The organism is Variovorax sp. V15 (genome assembly GCF_041154425.1).
GTDB lineage: Bacteria > Pseudomonadota > Gammaproteobacteria > Burkholderiales > Burkholderiaceae_C > Variovorax > Variovorax guangxiensis.
In genome coordinates, this window is sequence record NZ_AP028659.1 from 4742906 (window position 1) to 4757914 (window position 15009).

A 15009-nucleotide genomic window follows, 5' to 3' on the forward strand; every position below is an offset into this window, starting at 1 on the left:
CCTCAACCGCGACCGACCATTCGCTTCAGTCCCAGCCATTGCTGCGCCCAGAAGCCGCGGCCGTAGTCGCGCACGCGGCCGTCGGCACGGGGCTCCACCTGGTCGCGGATGCCGGTCGGGTCGTAGCGGTTATCGAAGTTGGCGGTGCGAAAGAGCATGTCCCACCAAGGCAGCAGCACGCCGAAGTTGTGGCCGCCGAGAGTGGTGGGGCCGTTCGATTCGTGGCCCAGCCCGATGCTGTGGTGCAGCCGGTGGAAGCGCGGGCTGATCCACAGCCTCTCACCGATGGCGCCGAAGCTCAGCCGCAGGTTGGCGTGCTGCAGGCTCTCGCTGAGCTGGGTGAAGGCGACGAACGCGATGAACTGCCCCGGCGCCACGCCGATGAGCTGCGCGACGATGACGATCAGCGCGTCGTGGATGATGTCGTCGAGCAGGTGATTGCGGTCGTCGCTCCACATCGTCATCTGGCGCTGCGAGTGGTGCAGCGAATGCAGCCCCCACCACCAGTTGAACTGGTGCTGGCCCCGGTGGATCCAGTAGCCCACGAAATCGAGCACCACGAGGTAGATGGCGAAGGCAACCCAGGGAATGTCGGTGACGCCCGGCCACACCTCGTCGAGGTGGAAAGTGCCCCACCCCGCCGTGCGCAGCACGCCCATGGCGTCGTCGAAGAAAGGCTGCAGCGTGAAGAACATCGCCAGCCGGAACAACCCCAGCCGGTGGATCAGCGTGTAGAGCACGTCGATGCGGATCGCGTGGCGGTCGACCACCGGCTCCGCCGAACGCCAGCGCTGCAGCGGCCCGATGATGGCCAGCAGCACCAGGATCTGGATCATGCCCACCAGCAGCCAGCCGGTGGCGTCGAAGGCGTCCTCCGTCCAGCCGCCCAGCCCCACGGCGTAGACCAGCGGCTGCACGGCGGTTTCGAAGAACCAGCCCTGCATGGCGGAAAAGGCGTCTGTCAGCCAGTCGATCACGGTCAGAAACTCGTCGTTCAGTCGTTCAAGGATGGGAGGCGATCCAGGCCTTGAAGTCCGGATGCTGGCGCAACGTGCGGAAGCAGAAACCCTTGGCCTTCAGGCCGACGATCAGCGGCTCGAGGTTGGCCGGAGCCCACGGGTCCTTACGCGACCAGATGCCCAGGTGCGCGAGCAGGATGTCGCCGGGGCGGATGGTGTCCAGCGCCTGCGTGAGCAGCTTCGCGTTGCTGAATTTCTCGCTCGGCAGCTCGTCGCCGAGAAAGCCGGCGGGCGCCCAGCCCACGTACTTGTAGCCGCAGCCTTCGGCCGCAGCCAGCAGTGCGGGCGAGGTCTTGCCGCCCGGCGCGCGGTACAGCGGCAGTGGCTTCTTTCCGGTGACCGCCGCCAGCCGGTCGGAAGCCTTTTTTATGTTGGCGCAGTACTCGGCCGCGCTCCAGGTCGATTCCTTGCCGTTCTGCGGACCGGCCGAGGGCTTGATGCGGAAGGACGGCGGCGCGCCCTTCACGTCGGCGCGCCAGTAGGCGTGGTCGTATGTGTGGGAGCCGAATTCGTTGCCCTCGGCCGCCCTCGCCTTCCACCACGGCGCCCAGTGGTCGTCGAGGCTGTCGCCGTCGGTCTGAGTGCGCTCGGCGGCGGCGAAGAAGGTGACGCGAACGTCCTGCCGCTTGAGCACGTCGGCCACCAGAGGCGCGATGCCCATGTGGCCGGTGTCGAAGGTCAGGTAGACGGGCTTTTCGCAGGCGGGGGGCTCCTGCGCCGCCCAGGCGCCGGGAGACGGCACCGCCGCCAGCGCGACCATGGAAGCCGCGACGGCCAGGCCGGCGCGCCTAGATGCGCCTGGCATGGTCCAGCGTCCACACGCCGTGAGGCGAACGGCCGACGTTGACCTGGCGCACGACCTTGTTGCTGGCTAGGTCGACCACGCTCAGCTTCTTGGCCCAGCGCGACGTCACGTAGAGCGTCTTGCCGTCGGCCGAGACGTCCATGCAGTCGGGACCGCCGGGCACCGGGTAGGTGGCGACCACCTTCAGCGTCGCCAGGTCGATGCGGCTGATGCTGTTGGCCACGCGGTTGCTCACGAACACGCTCTTGCCGTCGCCGGCCGAGCGGAAGGCGTGGGCGCCCTTGCCGGTGGGGATCTTGCCGACCAGTTTCGGCTCGGCGCCGGCCACGTCGAACACCTGCACGCCGTCGCTGCCGGTGAGGCCCACGAGCAGCGTCTTGTCGTTGTGCACGCCGAAGATGTCGGCCGGCATGGCGCCGGTGGCGGTGCGCCACTTGATGGTCTGGGTGGGCAGGTCGACGGCGATCATCTCGTCGCTGTCCTGCATCGTCACATAGGCGATGGTGCTGGTGTTGTCGATCCAGATATGGCTGGGCGTCTTGCCGCTGGCGATGCGCTTGGCCAGCTTCAGGTCCTTGCCGTCCCAGCGGTAGACGTCGACGTGGTTCAGGCGGTTGCCGGCCGTGACGAACCACTTCATGTCGCGCGAGAACTGCAGCTGGTACGGATCGATGATGCCGTAGACCACCCGCTGCACTTCGGCCGTGCGGGGGTTCAGGAAAGTGAGCGAGTCGCCCGCCGAATTGGCCACGATGACCGACTTCTCGTCTGGCGTCATGTAGATGTGGTGCGGCTCCTTGCCGGTGGGAATGCGCTGCCTTTCCGTCCAGTCGACGGGATTGATCACGCTCACGTTCGCGTCCAGCGAGTTGAGCACGAAGATCGGAGGGGGTTCTGGCGCTGCAGCGGCGGTATGGGCCGCGAAGGCCGTCATGCAGGCAAGCAGGAAAGCCGCGAGGCGGCCATTCGGTCGGGCTGGGAGTCGCAAGGGAATGTTCCGGGAGAGAGTTCGGAATGTTAACGGCCGGCCCTTAAGACTGGCTGACCGGGACCGTGCCGTTTTCCCCCGTTTCTCAGCGTTTTCCTCGCGTTTTTCCCTTCTATTTCAACGCCTTGGCGGGTTTGGCCGGCGCACGCAGGCCCGCCACCTCGTCGGAGGTCAGCCAACGCCACTGCCCGGGCGCGAGTTCGGCAGGCAGCGCCAGCTCGCCGATGCGCGAGCGGTGCAGCCCCTCCACCCGGTTGCCGACCGCGGCCAGCATGCGCTTGACCTGGTGGTACTTGCCCTCGGTGAGGGTGAGCCGCAGGTGCAGCGGGCCGTCGGATTCGCAGGCGGCGGCGCGCACCGGCTTCGGATCGTCGTCGAGCACCACGCCGGCCAGCAGTTTCGCAATCTGCGCCTCGTCCACCGGGTGCTTGGCCGTCACCTCGTAGACCTTGGGCACGTGGTGCTTGGGCGAGCCCATCTTGTGGATGAACTGGCCGTCGTCGGTCAGAAGCAGCAGGCCGGTGGTGTCCTGGTCGAGCCGGCCGATGGCCTGCACACCCTGCACCGCGCCCTTGTTGGGCCGCAGCCGCAGCGGTGACGGCAGCAGCGTGTAGATGCTCGGATAGGTCGAGGGCTTCTGCGAGCACTCGGTGCCGGCGGGCTTGTGCAGCATCAGGTAGGCCTTCTCGTGGTACTCCCACGGGGTGCCCTGGACGATGTAGTGGAGTCCTTCGGGTTCCAGGTCGGCGAACGGGTCGTCCACCACTTCGCCGCCGATGCTCACGTGGCCTTGCTGGACCAGCCCCGCGCACACGCGGCGCGTGCCGAAGCCCTGGGTGTAGAGGATGTCTTGCAGATGCATGGGAAAAGAAAAAAGCGGCCGCGCCGCCAGGGCACGACCGCCTTCGAGTTTGCCGCAGGATCAGTACCCTGCCGCCAGGCCCGTGTTGCGGCGGGGGTCGTTGGCGCCGTAGAAGCGGTTGTTGCCCACCGGCTTGCCGCCCAGCGAAGGCGCGCCGACGATGATCGCCGCCAGGTGGTTGGCCGGCTGCGGCACGCCCAGGTTGTGGCCCATGTCGGTCAGGATCTTGCGCGTGTCGTGGCTCAGCGCGTAGGTCTCGACATTGGTGACGTCGGGCAGCCACTGCTGGTGGAAGCGCGGCGCGTCCACGGCCTCCTGCACGTTCATGCCGTAGTCGATGGCGTTGATCATGGTCAGCATCACCGCGGTGATGATGCGGCTGCCACCCGGGGTGCCGACCACCATCACCGGCTTGCCGTCCTTGGACACGATGGTCGGGCTCATGGAGCTCAGCGGGCGCTTGCCCGGCTCGATCTTGTTGGCCTCGCCCTGCACCAGGCCATAGAGGTTGGGCACGCCCACCTTCGAGGTGAAGTCGTCCATCTCGTCGTTCAGCAGCACGCCGGTCTTGGCGGCCGTGACTTTGGCGCCGAACCAGTCGTTCAGCGTGTAGGTCACCGAGACCGCGTTGCCCCACTTGTCGGCGATCGAGTAGTGGGTGGTGTTGCTGCCTTCGTGCGGCGCGACGCCGGGCTTGATGTCCTTGGAGACGCCGGCCTTCTTCGGATCGATGACGGCACGGATCTTCTCGGCGTAGCCCTTGTCGAGCAGGCGCTCGAGCGGGTTCTTCACGAAGTCGGGGTCGCCCAGGTAGCTGTTGCGGTCCACGTAGGCGTGGCGCATGGCTTCGATCTGGTAGTGCACGGCCTGTGCCGAGTGGTAGCCCAGGTCCTTGAGCGGATAGCCCTCGAGGATGTTGAGCATCTCGCAGATGATCACGCCGCCCGAGCTCGGGGGGGGCGCCGACACCACGCGGTAGCCGCGGTAATCGCACTCCACGGGAGCCATTTCGCGCGTCTTGTACTGGTCGAGGTCGGCCTGCGTGATCAGGCCCTTGCCGGCCTGGCTGGAGGCCACGATGGCATTGCCGACCCAGCCCTTGTAGAAGCCGTCGGTGCCCTTGGCGCTGATCTCGCGCAGGGTCCTGGCCAGGTCCTTCTGCACCAGCTTGTCGCCCACCTTGTAGGGCTCGCCCTTGTTCAGGAAGATGGCGGCCGTGGCCGGGTCTTCCTTGAAGTCGGCCGTGGCGGTGGCGAGCAGGTCGATGTCGCCCTGCTGCAGCGCGAAGCCCTTGTCTGCCAGCTGGATCGACGGGGCGAGCAGGTCGCCGCGCTTCATGGTGCCGTACTTCTCGCGCGCGTATTCCATACCCGAGACGCTGCCCGGCACGCCCACGGCAAGGTGGCCCTTGGTGCTCAGGCCCTTGATGACGTTGCCGTCCTTGTCGAGGTACATGTTGGCCGTGGCGGCCAGAGGTGCCTTCTCGCGGAAGTCGAGGAAGGTCTTGCGGCCGTCGGCCAGCTGCACGGTCATGAAACCGCCGCCGCCGAGGTTGCCGGCCGCGGGGTAGACCACCGCCAGCGCATAGCCCACGGCCACCGCCGCATCGACCGCGTTGCCGCCGCGCTTGAGCACGTCGACGCCGACCTTGGTGGCCAGGTGCTGGGCACTCACGACCATGCCGTTCTCGGCCGCGACGGGCGCCACAGAAGCGGCGTTCGACGCGCCGGCCGCGGCCAGCGCGAGCACCGCCGCGACGGCGCCCCTCAGCCTGGGAGTCCAGTGGATTTGTTGCATGTTGAAGTCTCCTCTAGAGCGTGTTGAAGAATCTGATGTGTGTGTCTTGCCGATCGATAAGGTCAGGCCGTCAGCAGCGCCTTGCGGCGCAATGCGTCGAGCGCGATCGCGACCTGCTGGCGCGCGAACTCCCGGACGGCCGCCGGGTCGGTCAGCGGCTTGTCGTCCTTGACGAAGCGCAGCCGGTCGCTGCGCACCTCGGCTTCGAGATGCTCTGCCAGCGCCTCGTGCGAATGGGTGCCGTCGAGCAGCGGCAGCAGGCTGCGTTCGAGCAGCGACACCGTCACGTGCTCGTGCCACTGGTTGCAGGTGCTGGCCGTGACGCTGGCGCCCGCCACCAGGGCCACCGAGCCCCGCACCGCGGAAAGCGCCTGGGGCAGGCTGGAAATCGCATCGGCCGTGAGCACCGGCGAGCGCCTGAAGCGCAAGGCGCCGAGGATCAGCAGTTCCTCGACCATGGCCATCACGGCCGGCTCGACCGCCGCTACGGGCTGTCCCACCAGCCCGGCCACTGCCCCGATGAGGGCCCCGGCGGACATCGAGGCCGGATAGCGCGTGTCGAGCAGATGCGCCACCGCCTTGTGCACCGGCAGCCGCATCGTGACCTTGAGGCCGCGCTGCGCATTGCAGGGCTGCTCGCGCGCGTCGAGCGAGAGCGCGGTGCCGTCCTCGGTCTTGAACATGCCGGCGAGTTCGAGCTGGCGGATGCGCCCGGGCTGCAGCTTGTAGCGGATGTCCCTGGCATGCGACTGCCCCACCAGCAGCGTCTGCCGGAACGTGCGGTTGACCAGGAAGTCGAGGTACTGCTCCATGAGCACCTGGCTGCCGCCGCATTCGCGCAGCAGCGGATCGCGCACCTTCTCGCCGTAGTTCTGCACGAACATCGTCGACGGCTCGGCATCGCAAAGATAGGCAAGGCCACAGGCCTCCGCGCGCGCGACGAACTCCTTGAAATAGCACGGCGCGTTGCAGGGCTCGAGGAACTCGTGCAGCAGGTAGGAGCTGTTGGCGTTACGCACGATGGGCATCGCCTCTTCGAGCGTCTTCTTGAGCACGCTGTCGGCGCGGGCCGACTGCTCGAGGAAGTCGAGCATGCCGCGGGCATAGGAGAGCTTTTCGTCGGGAGAGTCGCGGGGGCCGCCGCGCAGGATCATCGCGTCGCGCACGATCTCGCGGGCCTTCCAGCCGGGGTACACGTTGTAGCTGACGTAGGCAACGCCGTCCGGTGCGAGGTTCTCGGCGCAGATGCGCAGGATCGCCTCCTGCACCGGGGCCGGCACCCAGCTGTAGACGCCGTGGCAGACGATGTAGTCGAACTGGCCGAACGAGGCATCGATGTCCGCGAGATTGAAAGCCCTGAGCTCGATGTTCGAGAGCCCCGCACGCGCGATGGCCGCCATGCCCTGCGCCACCTGCACGGTCGACAGGTCGACGCCGACCGCGCGCGCCTGGGGATGGCGTGCCGCGAAGGGAATCAGGTTGCCGCCGGCGGCGCAGCCGAGTTCGAGCACGCGGGCCGTTGCGGGAGGGGGAACGTCGAGACCGAAGAGAAAGGCCAGCGCTTCCAGGTGCTCCATCGCCGATTGCGGGAACGGATGCGAGTCATAGGGCACCGTGTCGTAGTAGCTGGTCAACTCGGAGGTCAGGGAATCCGGCACGGGCGTCCTTTTCGGGATCTGGGCAGGCGGGCGAGAGCGGGAGATTGCAGTGACTGCAATGTGACAGTGCCTGCCGACTATAGCCTTGCGCCCAGGCAAAAAGAAGCGCGGCTTCACGGGGCCGCACACGGGTGCCGCCCGCATAAAAAAAAGCCCAGCACGAGGCTGGGCTTGAAATGCCTATCTGCTTGGCAATGCATCAAGGCCCCCGCTCAGGTTGACCGGCGGGGGACGGTTTACCCGTCAAGGAGAAATCAGAAAACCGGATGGACATGCCGGACAGTCATCGAGCCGCCAAGCCCGTTTGTGAACAGCTTGTTTTCGGTGGGCATAGTTTACTGTATATTTGTACAGTCTTTTCAGCCAGGATGCACGCCATGCCGCCAACCGAAGAAACACCCGCCCCACCCAATCATGCGCTCAAGGATGCGCTGGCCTGGATCTCGAAGTTCGCGCATGCGTGGAAGGCCATCGAGCCCTCCCCGAAGAGCCTCAGCATCGACGGCTTCATCATCTGGGGGCCCGTGCTCTACGAGAAGCACAAGGGCGAAGATCCGGTCCAGCTGGCGCGGCAACTGTTCGGCCGCTCCGGCGAATACTTCAAGTATCTCTACCCCGAGCGCGGGCGCAGCTCCAACGATCCGCGGTCTTAGAATGCCCCGATGAATTGGCGCACACTGCTTCCGCTTGCTCTCCTGGTCCTGGCCGGCTGCTCGACCCCACCCAACGAAGTGATGCAAGTCCGCGAAGGCGTGCTGCGCGCCATGACCTATGTCCAGGCCTCCGACTACTGCGATGCGCGCGACAAGACGCCGCGCTGGCTTGGCAGGGCACCCGCGGAGCAGGGTGTGCTGTTCCAGTGCTATTGAGCTGAATCCGGGTGGCCGCGGCGCCGCGACAATCCCCGGATGACCACCCTCTACCTGCAGATGACCGAAAAGCTCTCCGAGCACTGGAGAGCCAACAACAACGCCTATCCCCAGAAGTTCGTGCTGAGCCCGGCACTGCGCGCCGAATACGTCCATTGCCTGGAGCTCATGACCATTCCTGGCGAGCGGGACATGAGCGCGACGAAACACATGGGCGTGCGCATCGAGATCGACGAAGCTTCGCCCGGCGTCATGGTGGCCGCCGATGGAGCCGAGGTCGCACTGCGGTAGCGGCAGGCTGCAGACGTCCGCAAGCACGTCTGCTTTCGGGGCTCGCTGCTGAAAACCTGAGAAGACCCGGCGACTGCCCCCTCTGCCGGGCTAGAAAAGATGCTGCTGCGAGCTCGTCAGCGCGGCGAAGCTCTCTCCCATGGGCTGCAGGATGGCATCCGCGATCGGCTGCAGCTGCCGGCTCAGGTAGTGGTCGTAATCGATCCGGGAGTGGAGGGCCTCCATCGGTTCCGGACCGTTGCGCGTCATGACGTACCGTATCCAGCCGCCGTTCTGGTATTGCCTGGGCCGATGAAGCCGGTCGTTGTGTTCGTCGGCCAGGCGCGCGGCGCGCACCTGCGGCGGCACGTTGACGAGGTAGGCATCCAGGCGATGGCGCAGGCGTTTCCTGTAGACGAGCAGTTCGTCCTGGCCGCCTGACAGCGTCGAGCGCACGTACTCCCTCACGAACTCCTCGTAGGGCTCGCCGCGGAAGATGCGCGAGAGCAGCCCCTCCTGGAACTGCCGCGCCAGCGGGGTCCAGTCGCTGCGAGCCATCTCCAGGCCGCGGTAGATCATTTCCTCCTTGCCCGCGGCGTCCTTGCCCAGGCCGGCATAGCGCTTCTTGCTGCCCACGTCGGAGCCGCGGATGGTGGGCATGAAGAACTTGCTGTAGTGGGTGTCGAACTCGATCTCGAGGAAGTTCTCGAGTCCGTGCGTCTCGCGCAGGGTGCGCGTCCACCAGCCGTTGATGTCCTTCACGAGGCCCGCCGCGACGGCATGCGCCTCCTCGTTGGTGTGGGTGCGCCCGAGCCAGATGAAGATGGAGTCGGTGTCGCCGTAGATGGCCTCGTAGCCCCGGCGTTCCACGAACTCGCGCGTGAGCTTCATCATCTCGTGGCCCCGAAGAGTGATGGCCGACACCAGCTTGGGATTGAAGAAGCGGCACTCCGACGCGCCCAGCACGCCGGCGAACGAGTTCATCAGCAGCTTCAGCGCCTGCGACAGCGGTTCGTTCCCGGCCCGCTTGGCCTCGTCACGCGCGCGCCAGAGCGTGGTCACGATCTCCGGCAGGCAGTGCTTCGTGCGCGAGAAGGTCGTCCCCTGGGGGCCCTGCACGACCGCGGCCGGGTCGGCGGCGCCGGCACCGGAGCCTTCCACCAGGCCCACGGGATCGACGAGGAAGGTGCGGATGATCGAGGGATAGAGGCTCTTGTAGTCCAGCACCACGACGGAGTCGTAGAACCCCGGCTTCGAGTCCATCACGTAGCCCCCGGGAAAGGCCTTGCTCGGGATCTCGCCCACGTTCGGCGCCACGTAGCCCAGGCGATGCATGCGAGGCAGGTAGTGGTGGCTGAACGCCGCGATGGAGCCGCCGAAGTGGTCGATCTGCAGGCCGGTGGTCTGCGCTCGTTCCAGCACGAACTGCAGCAGTTTCGCCTTCTCGAAGATGCGCAGGACGAGCTCGCAATCACGGATGTTGTAGTGCGCGAGCGCGGGCTTGTCCTCCTGGTAGCGCCGCTCGATCTCGGCCATCTTGTCGTACTCGTCGCCGATGGCCTTGCCTTCGCCGAGCAGCGCCTGCGAGACGCTCTCCAGGCTGAAGGAAGGAAAGCTCCACATCGCGGCCCGCAGTGCCTCGATGCCATCGACGATCACCCGCCCGGCCACTGACGCGAACAGATAGCCCTGCTTGCCCGGATGGGTGCGCCAGTCGATGGCGCCTCGCTCCCGTCCGGGAAGCAGTTGCGTCCCGCAGTCGTTGGCCGTCTTCTGCAGCACCCGCAGGTCGAACTGGATGACGCTCCAGCCGACGATGACGTCCGGATCGTTCCTCTCGAACCACTCGTTGAGCTTCTCGATCATGGCCTTGCGGGTCGGGCAATAGACGAGAGAGAAGTCCGCAGGCTCATCCCGCCCGGATGGCGGCTCGCCCAGCATGAAGACCACGCGCTGCGGAAGGCCGTCCAGCGCAATGGAATAGAGCGCTTCGTGCTGGCTGGTTTCGATGTCCAGCGACACCACCTTCAGCGCCGGGCGGAACTCTGGCGCGGGCCTGAGCTTGCCGTCTACGATGGTGGCGCGGCCTGCCCGCTCTCCTTCCACGAGCACGCCGGCGGTAATGAAGCGCTCCATGAGATGGCGGTCGTGCGGACGCACGTCCGCTTCGAGCACAGGAACGCCTTGCGGCTGCAGCGCACGCGCCAACCGGCCCAGCTGCCGGAAGTGCCTCGCATAGACACCGACGACGGGTTCCTGCCCGAAGGTCTTCAGGTCGAGCTCGCGAATCTCCATCCCTGGCATGGCGGCAAGCTGCGCCTCCACTGCCGCGCGGTGCCGGGCGGCGACGAACGCGACGCAGGCCTGGGAGGTCAGGAGCACCTTCACCGGTCCTGCATCCGTGGCCAGCCAGTACTCGATCTCGGTGCCGGCGGGTGCGTCACGCCAGTGGCGGGTGAGGATGAATCCCTTGAGTTCGGTGGAAGCCGCGGGAGGGTGAGACATGGGGGTTCGAAGAAAGAAGGGCGGACTCGGTCACGCCCGATTCTTGCGCAGCCATCGCCACGTTCCGCGGAACCTTGGCCGGGGCTGCGCGCCTGCCTCGACCTTTGGAAAAGACTGGATCCGCCGATGTCGGCCGGGCGGCGGCCATCTTGTCATGGCTTTGCGCCCGACCCCGAAGCTCCCGCATGGCTCGATCACATATCATGCCGCGCCGTCTCTTGGGCATCGGCCCATCGCAACGTACGAAGCAGAGGTCTCTCGAGTGAAAGAAATATCAGAACGGCTGATCGCAATGATCGGCCAGCCTTTCGACAGTAAGAAGGTTCGCGAGGTACTGGGCTCCTTGGGCGTCAAGAGGGTTTCCGGTCCGGGTGCCTTCTCCTCGAGCGAGGAGATCATCTGGATACCCAGGGCGTCCGTGCGCATCGACATCTACCAGGCGCAAAAACTGAACGGACTGACGGGATCGAACCACCCCGAGGACGAAGCATGGATCGTCGGCTCCGTGGAGCTTCTCGCGCCCGGATCGGACGACAGGATCAAGGCGCCGTTTTCCGGCCCTCTTCCTATGGGCCTCGCCATCGGCTCGACGCCGCAGGATTGCATCGACGCGCACGGCCCACCCGACCTGGACGAGGAGCATGAGCGGCCCGGGTTCTCCGGCAGGGTGCTGGCCTGGCGCAAAGAACACCTGAACATCGCGATCACGTTCGCCGGCCAGGGGCGCGAGCGCACGATGATCAGCCACACCGTCTGCCTGATCGGCTGCATCGGTGCCTGGCGCCATACCCATCCGGAGGTGTTCGCGCCCTGACCGGCCGAGGCCGCCGACTGACCGCGCGCTCGACGTATCCGGCAAGAAGCCCCGCAGTCTTGGCAGATACACTTTTTCCGACCAACACCCGGTTTCGCCCGCATGACCGCGCAAGCACCATCCACCATGCGCACGCTGGAGAGCATACCGGCGGAGTCCGGCCTGGCCACCCTGAGGGATTTCGGGATGTGCCTTCTGGCCCTGGTCACCCTCGCTCGTTCCGGCAATGCGCAGGACATGCACCGCGAGGCCCTTCTGGTGCTGAAAAGCCTGGTTCCCTTCGACTCGGCATGGTGGGGAGAAGTCTCGCCCGGCTCTGACGGCAGCCCGCCCAGGAACTGGCTGCACGGCAGCATCGGGCTGAGCGCCAGCTTCGCGCAGGAGTGGAATGCGCTCGCCGACGCGGACGAGTTCGCCAGTGCGTCCATTGCACACTGCGGCGTGGTGCTGCGCGGCGGCTCGGGCGACGGCAGGCATGCGCCGGGGAGCACGGTCGACGCGTTCTGCAAGCGGCACGGCCTCCATCACGCCATGGCGATCACGCTGGAGTTGCCGGCGAGCGGGCTGCTGTTCTTCGTATCGATCTACCGCCGCGGTGCCGACTCGGCTTTCCGCGATGAAGAGGCCGTCATCTTCGGCGAGTTCACGCGCCACCTCGTGCAGCACTGGCGCGATGTGCTCGACGGCCTGCAAGGCGCCGTGCCGGGCCGCGCGTGGAGCGCGTATGCGTTCGCCGATGGCGCAGGCCGCCTGCTCTACCTGGGCGCAAGGCTGGGCCAGGTCCTCCATCGGGCCCATCCGGACTGGCAGGGAACGATGCTGCCTCCCAACATCGCGGACCTGGCCCGCCAGGCGCCGTGCTCCGTCGCGATGGGCCGCTCGGATCGCGTGTCGATCGCGCCCTGCGGTCGCCTGCTCGCGCTGGTGCTCGAAGACCGAAGCCCCGGCGATCCACTCGCCCCGCGCGAACGCCGGGCCGCCACCCTGTACGCCGAGGGCCGCTCCTACAAGGAGATTGCCGAGCGGCTCGATCTGAGCCCCGCGACAGTGCGCACCTACCTGCGCAACGTGTACGCCGCCCTGGGCGTGCGCAACAAGATCGAGCTTCTGTCCGCCCTGGGCCCTGGCACGCGCGAGGCCCCGTAGTTTCCCGCCCCTCCTCATTTGCAGAGGCCTGACCGCGAAGGCCGCTCGCTACGCTGCCGGCTCCAAAGCTCAGCCTGCGAGAGCGGGCACTACACCCAAGGAATTCGCCAATGAGACTCGGCTTCCAAACCATGGCCGCCAGCCTGCGAGCGCGCGGACTCGCAACCGCATGCGGCCTGGCACTGCTTGCCTGCGCCGCCCATTCGCAACCGATGCCGCCCCCGCCCGCGGGCGCGCCGGCTTCTTCTGTTCCCGTCGCGCTCCAGGAAGTGCGCTGGCAGATGCTGAACCCGGGCATCAACGCGCTGACCTTCCGCTCGATGGACCGGATCTTCGACACCCGGGAAGTCACCCACCGGCGCGCGACATGGGCCATTCCGCGCAACGACGCGCCGCTGAACTTCCGCTACGAGTTCGCAGGCGCCGCCCGCACCCCGGAGGACTTCCTCGACCGCACCTACACCAACGCCCTTGTGGTCATCAAGGACGGCGCCATCGTCTACGAGAACTACCGCAACCTTTGCGACGACAGCACGCGGTTCATGGGCTGGTCCATGACGAAATCCATCGTCTCCACCCTGGTCGGCATCGCGCTGGAGGAGAAACGCATCGCCTCGATCGAGGATCCGATCGTCAAGTACCTCCCCGAGCTCGCGCGCGGCGCCTACAGGGACGTGTCGATCCGGCAGGTGCTGGAGATGCGGTCCGGGGTGGACTACGAGGAGCGGTACGACTTCCAGAATCCCGGCATCGCGGCGAGCAACCACATGTCGTCGCTCGTGCGAAACACCTCGCGCTTCGCGGATGTCACCACGACCATCGGGCGTGCGCATCCGCCGGGCAGCCACTTCGCCTACAAGACGATCGACACGGCCGTGCTCGGCTGGCTGGTCGAACGCGTCAGCGGCGCCACCTTTGCGGGCTACATGAGCGAGAAACTGTGGGAGCCTCTGGGCGCGGAGAGCAACGGCTTCTTCATCATGGACGGCGGCCCGGGCGTCGGCCGCGAGTTCACCGGGGCGGGATTCAATGCAACCGCGAGGGACTGGGCGCGCCTGGGACTGCTTTTCCTGAACAACGGCCGGGCGAACGGAAAGCAGATCATTCCCGAGAAGTGGGTCAAGGCGGCGACGGCCTCGGTGCCCGGCAGCGACTCGCCGAACGGCGGATACGGCTACCAGTGGTGGACCTTTCCGAGCACCGGCGCGTACTACGCCCTTGGGCTGCAAGGCCAGTACACGTACGTCGACCCGGCCACCCGCACGGTGGTCGTGAAGCTCAGCTACATGCCGCCGGGCCGCGACGAGCCCTATGCCGAAACGCGCGCCTTCCTGCAGGCGGTCTCGGCCTGGAAGCCATCCAGATAGAGGACCGCATAGGAATGAGCGCTGTTTGCGGCAACCACTTCAAATCATCGCGAAACCGCCCGATGCCCCGATCGTCTGGCCAGTGACGAACAACGCGCGATCGGATGCCAGGAACGCGACCAGGCCGGAGACGTCGTCCGGCCTGGACAGCCGTCCGACGCCCTTTGAGATCGGATAGAGGTTCACCATCTTTGCGAGCAGTTCGTTGTTCTGCACTGTTGCGTCGGGATGCAGCGGACCGTCCTTGATGCCTTCGTGCGAGACCGCGCCGAGGGCGATCGAATTGACCGTGACCGCGTGGCGGCCGTGCTCGCGCGCCAAAGCCTTGGCGAAGCCCGCGATGGCGGCCTTCGCGCCGGAGTACACGGCCATGTTGGCCTCGCCGATCCGGCCGGCCTCCGAGATGATGTTCACGATGCGCCCACGCTTGGCCGCAACCATGCCGGGCAGCACCGCGTGGCAGCAGTGGAAGGTGCCATACACGTTGAGGTTGACGATCTTGGCCCAGTCGGGCACCGGCATGTCGACGAAGGCCGGCGTGCGACCGCCCTTCTCGCGGCGCTCGGGAATGATGCCGGCGTTGTTCACGAGGATCTGCACCGGCGCGTCGAAGTGCCGCGCGGCGGCATCGATCATGGCCTGCACCTGCTCGGCCTGCGTGATGTCGGCGGGCGCTGCCAGCGCCTTGCCGCCCTGCGCCTCGATTTCGCGCGCCACGGCCTGCGCCCGCTCGGGGAACAGGTCGTTGACCACGACGCGCGCGCCTTCGCGTGCGAGTTCGATGCAGATCTGGCGGCCCACGCCCTGGCCGCCGCCGGTCACCAGCGCGACCTGTGAGTCCAAACCGAGTTTCATATGTGTGTTTCCTTGATTGCTTGCTTGCTTTGAATGGATGGGGAATGCGGACGG

Annotated in this window: 14 protein-coding genes; 6 read left to right on the forward strand and 8 right to left on the reverse strand. The window is 66.6% G+C overall.

Translation table 11 applies throughout. The features are described 5' to 3' along the window. Positions 1–2: 2 nt before the first annotated feature. The 6 genes from ACAM57_RS22525 to ACAM57_RS22550 all read right to left on the reverse strand — a co-directional run bounded on the left by ACAM57_RS22525 (position 3) and on the right by ACAM57_RS22550 (position 7129). Positions 3–977, reverse strand: coding sequence for a sterol desaturase family protein (locus ACAM57_RS22525; RefSeq protein ID WP_184635868.1), 975 nt, complete (start codon positions 975–977; stop codon positions 3–5). Between the two features lie 25 nt (positions 978–1002). Further along, positions 1003–1824 carry a polysaccharide deacetylase family protein gene (locus tag ACAM57_RS22530; protein ID WP_369659005.1) on the reverse strand — a complete coding sequence of 274 codons (822 nt, stop codon included), beginning with the start codon at positions 1822–1824 and terminating at the stop codon, positions 1003–1005. After that, positions 1808–2812: a YncE family protein gene (locus tag ACAM57_RS22535; RefSeq protein WP_369659006.1), complete on the reverse strand. Its 1005-nt coding sequence runs from the start codon at positions 2810–2812 to the stop codon at positions 1808–1810. Before ACAM57_RS22535 ends, ACAM57_RS22530 begins: the two co-directional genes overlap by 17 nt. 112 nt (positions 2813–2924) lie before the next feature. After that, positions 2925–3674, reverse strand: coding sequence for a pseudouridine synthase (locus ACAM57_RS22540; protein ID WP_369659007.1), 750 nt, complete (start codon positions 3672–3674; stop codon positions 2925–2927). A 60-nt stretch (positions 3675–3734) separates the two neighbouring features. Then, positions 3735–5471: a gamma-glutamyltransferase gene (ggt, locus tag ACAM57_RS22545; protein WP_369659008.1), complete on the reverse strand. Its 1737-nt coding sequence runs from the start codon at positions 5469–5471 to the stop codon at positions 3735–3737. Between the two features lie 62 nt (positions 5472–5533). Beyond that, a complete protein-coding gene (locus ACAM57_RS22550) occupies positions 5534–7129 on the reverse strand; it encodes a methyltransferase regulatory domain-containing protein (protein WP_369659009.1) in 1596 nt (531 codons plus the stop codon). A 377-nt stretch (positions 7130–7506) separates the two neighbouring features. Here ACAM57_RS22550 and ACAM57_RS22555 point away from each other — a divergent pair, with 377 nt between their 5' ends. The 3 genes from ACAM57_RS22555 (at position 7507) to ACAM57_RS22565 (ending at position 8289) form a co-directional block, all read left to right on the forward strand. Continuing rightward, positions 7507–7782: a hypothetical protein gene (locus tag ACAM57_RS22555; RefSeq protein WP_126024525.1), complete on the forward strand. Its 276-nt coding sequence runs from the start codon at positions 7507–7509 to the stop codon at positions 7780–7782. An 81-nt stretch (positions 7783–7863) separates the two neighbouring features. Continuing rightward, positions 7864–7998 carry a hypothetical protein gene (locus ACAM57_RS22560; RefSeq protein ID WP_256228313.1) on the forward strand — a complete coding sequence of 45 codons (135 nt, stop codon included), beginning with the start codon at positions 7864–7866 and terminating at the stop codon, positions 7996–7998. Between the two features lie 39 nt (positions 7999–8037). Further along, on the forward strand, positions 8038–8289 hold the full coding sequence (locus ACAM57_RS22565) for a hypothetical protein (RefSeq protein ID WP_126024524.1): 252 nt from the start codon (positions 8038–8040) through the stop codon (positions 8287–8289). Between the two features lie 90 nt (positions 8290–8379). Here the strand turns inward: ACAM57_RS22565 and ACAM57_RS22570 are convergent, their stop codons facing one another. Next, a complete protein-coding gene (locus tag ACAM57_RS22570) occupies positions 8380–10773 on the reverse strand; it encodes a DNA polymerase II (protein ID WP_369659010.1) in 2394 nt (797 codons plus the stop codon). 292 nt (positions 10774–11065) lie between these two features. Here ACAM57_RS22570 and ACAM57_RS22575 point away from each other — a divergent pair, with 292 nt between their 5' ends. The 3 genes from ACAM57_RS22575 (at position 11066) to ACAM57_RS22585 (ending at position 14100) form a co-directional block, all read left to right on the forward strand. Further along, positions 11066–11587 (forward strand): hypothetical protein, encoded by a 522-nt coding sequence (locus tag ACAM57_RS22575; RefSeq protein ID WP_369659011.1) that lies wholly within the window; start codon positions 11066–11068, stop codon positions 11585–11587. 126 nt (positions 11588–11713) lie between these two features. After that, entirely contained in the window at positions 11714–12733 is a 1020-nt protein-coding gene (locus ACAM57_RS22580) for a LuxR C-terminal-related transcriptional regulator (RefSeq protein ID WP_369659012.1), read from the forward strand. 110 nt (positions 12734–12843) lie between these two features. After that, a complete protein-coding gene (locus ACAM57_RS22585; RefSeq protein ID WP_369659013.1) occupies positions 12844–14100 on the forward strand; it encodes a serine hydrolase domain-containing protein in 1257 nt (418 codons plus the stop codon). A gap of 39 nt (positions 14101–14139) precedes the next feature. Here the strand turns inward: ACAM57_RS22585 and ACAM57_RS22590 are convergent, their stop codons facing one another. Further along, a complete protein-coding gene (locus ACAM57_RS22590; protein WP_369659014.1) occupies positions 14140–14955 on the reverse strand; it encodes an SDR family NAD(P)-dependent oxidoreductase in 816 nt (271 codons plus the stop codon). Positions 14956–15009 lie beyond the last annotated feature (54 nt).

Excerpts from the sequence above, each read along its gene's own strand:
- ACAM57_RS22530 (WP_369659005.1), bottom strand. The coding sequence starts at position 1,824 with ATGCCAGGCGCATCTAGGCGCGCCGGCCTGGCCGTCGCGGCTTCCATG.
- ACAM57_RS22540 (WP_369659007.1), bottom strand. The coding sequence starts at position 3,674 with ATGCATCTGCAAGACATCCTCTACACCCAGGGCTTCGGCACGCGCCGC.
- ggt (WP_369659008.1), bottom strand. The coding sequence starts at position 5,471 with ATGCAACAAATCCACTGGACTCCCAGGCTGAGGGGCGCCGTCGCGGCG.
- ACAM57_RS22555 (WP_126024525.1), top strand. The coding sequence starts at position 7,507 with ATGCCGCCAACCGAAGAAACACCCGCCCCACCCAATCATGCGCTCAAG.
- ACAM57_RS22560 (WP_256228313.1), top strand. The coding sequence starts at position 7,864 with ATGCAAGTCCGCGAAGGCGTGCTGCGCGCCATGACCTATGTCCAGGCC.
- ACAM57_RS22565 (WP_126024524.1), top strand. The coding sequence starts at position 8,038 with ATGACCACCCTCTACCTGCAGATGACCGAAAAGCTCTCCGAGCACTGG.
- ACAM57_RS22570 (WP_369659010.1), bottom strand. The coding sequence starts at position 10,773 with ATGTCTCACCCTCCCGCGGCTTCCACCGAACTCAAGGGATTCATCCTC.
- ACAM57_RS22575 (WP_369659011.1), top strand. The coding sequence starts at position 11,066 with ATGATCGGCCAGCCTTTCGACAGTAAGAAGGTTCGCGAGGTACTGGGC.
- ACAM57_RS22580 (WP_369659012.1), top strand. The coding sequence starts at position 11,714 with ATGCGCACGCTGGAGAGCATACCGGCGGAGTCCGGCCTGGCCACCCTG.
- ACAM57_RS22585 (WP_369659013.1), top strand. The coding sequence starts at position 12,844 with ATGAGACTCGGCTTCCAAACCATGGCCGCCAGCCTGCGAGCGCGCGGA.
- ACAM57_RS22590 (WP_369659014.1), bottom strand. The coding sequence starts at position 14,955 with ATGAAACTCGGTTTGGACTCACAGGTCGCGCTGGTGACCGGCGGCGGC.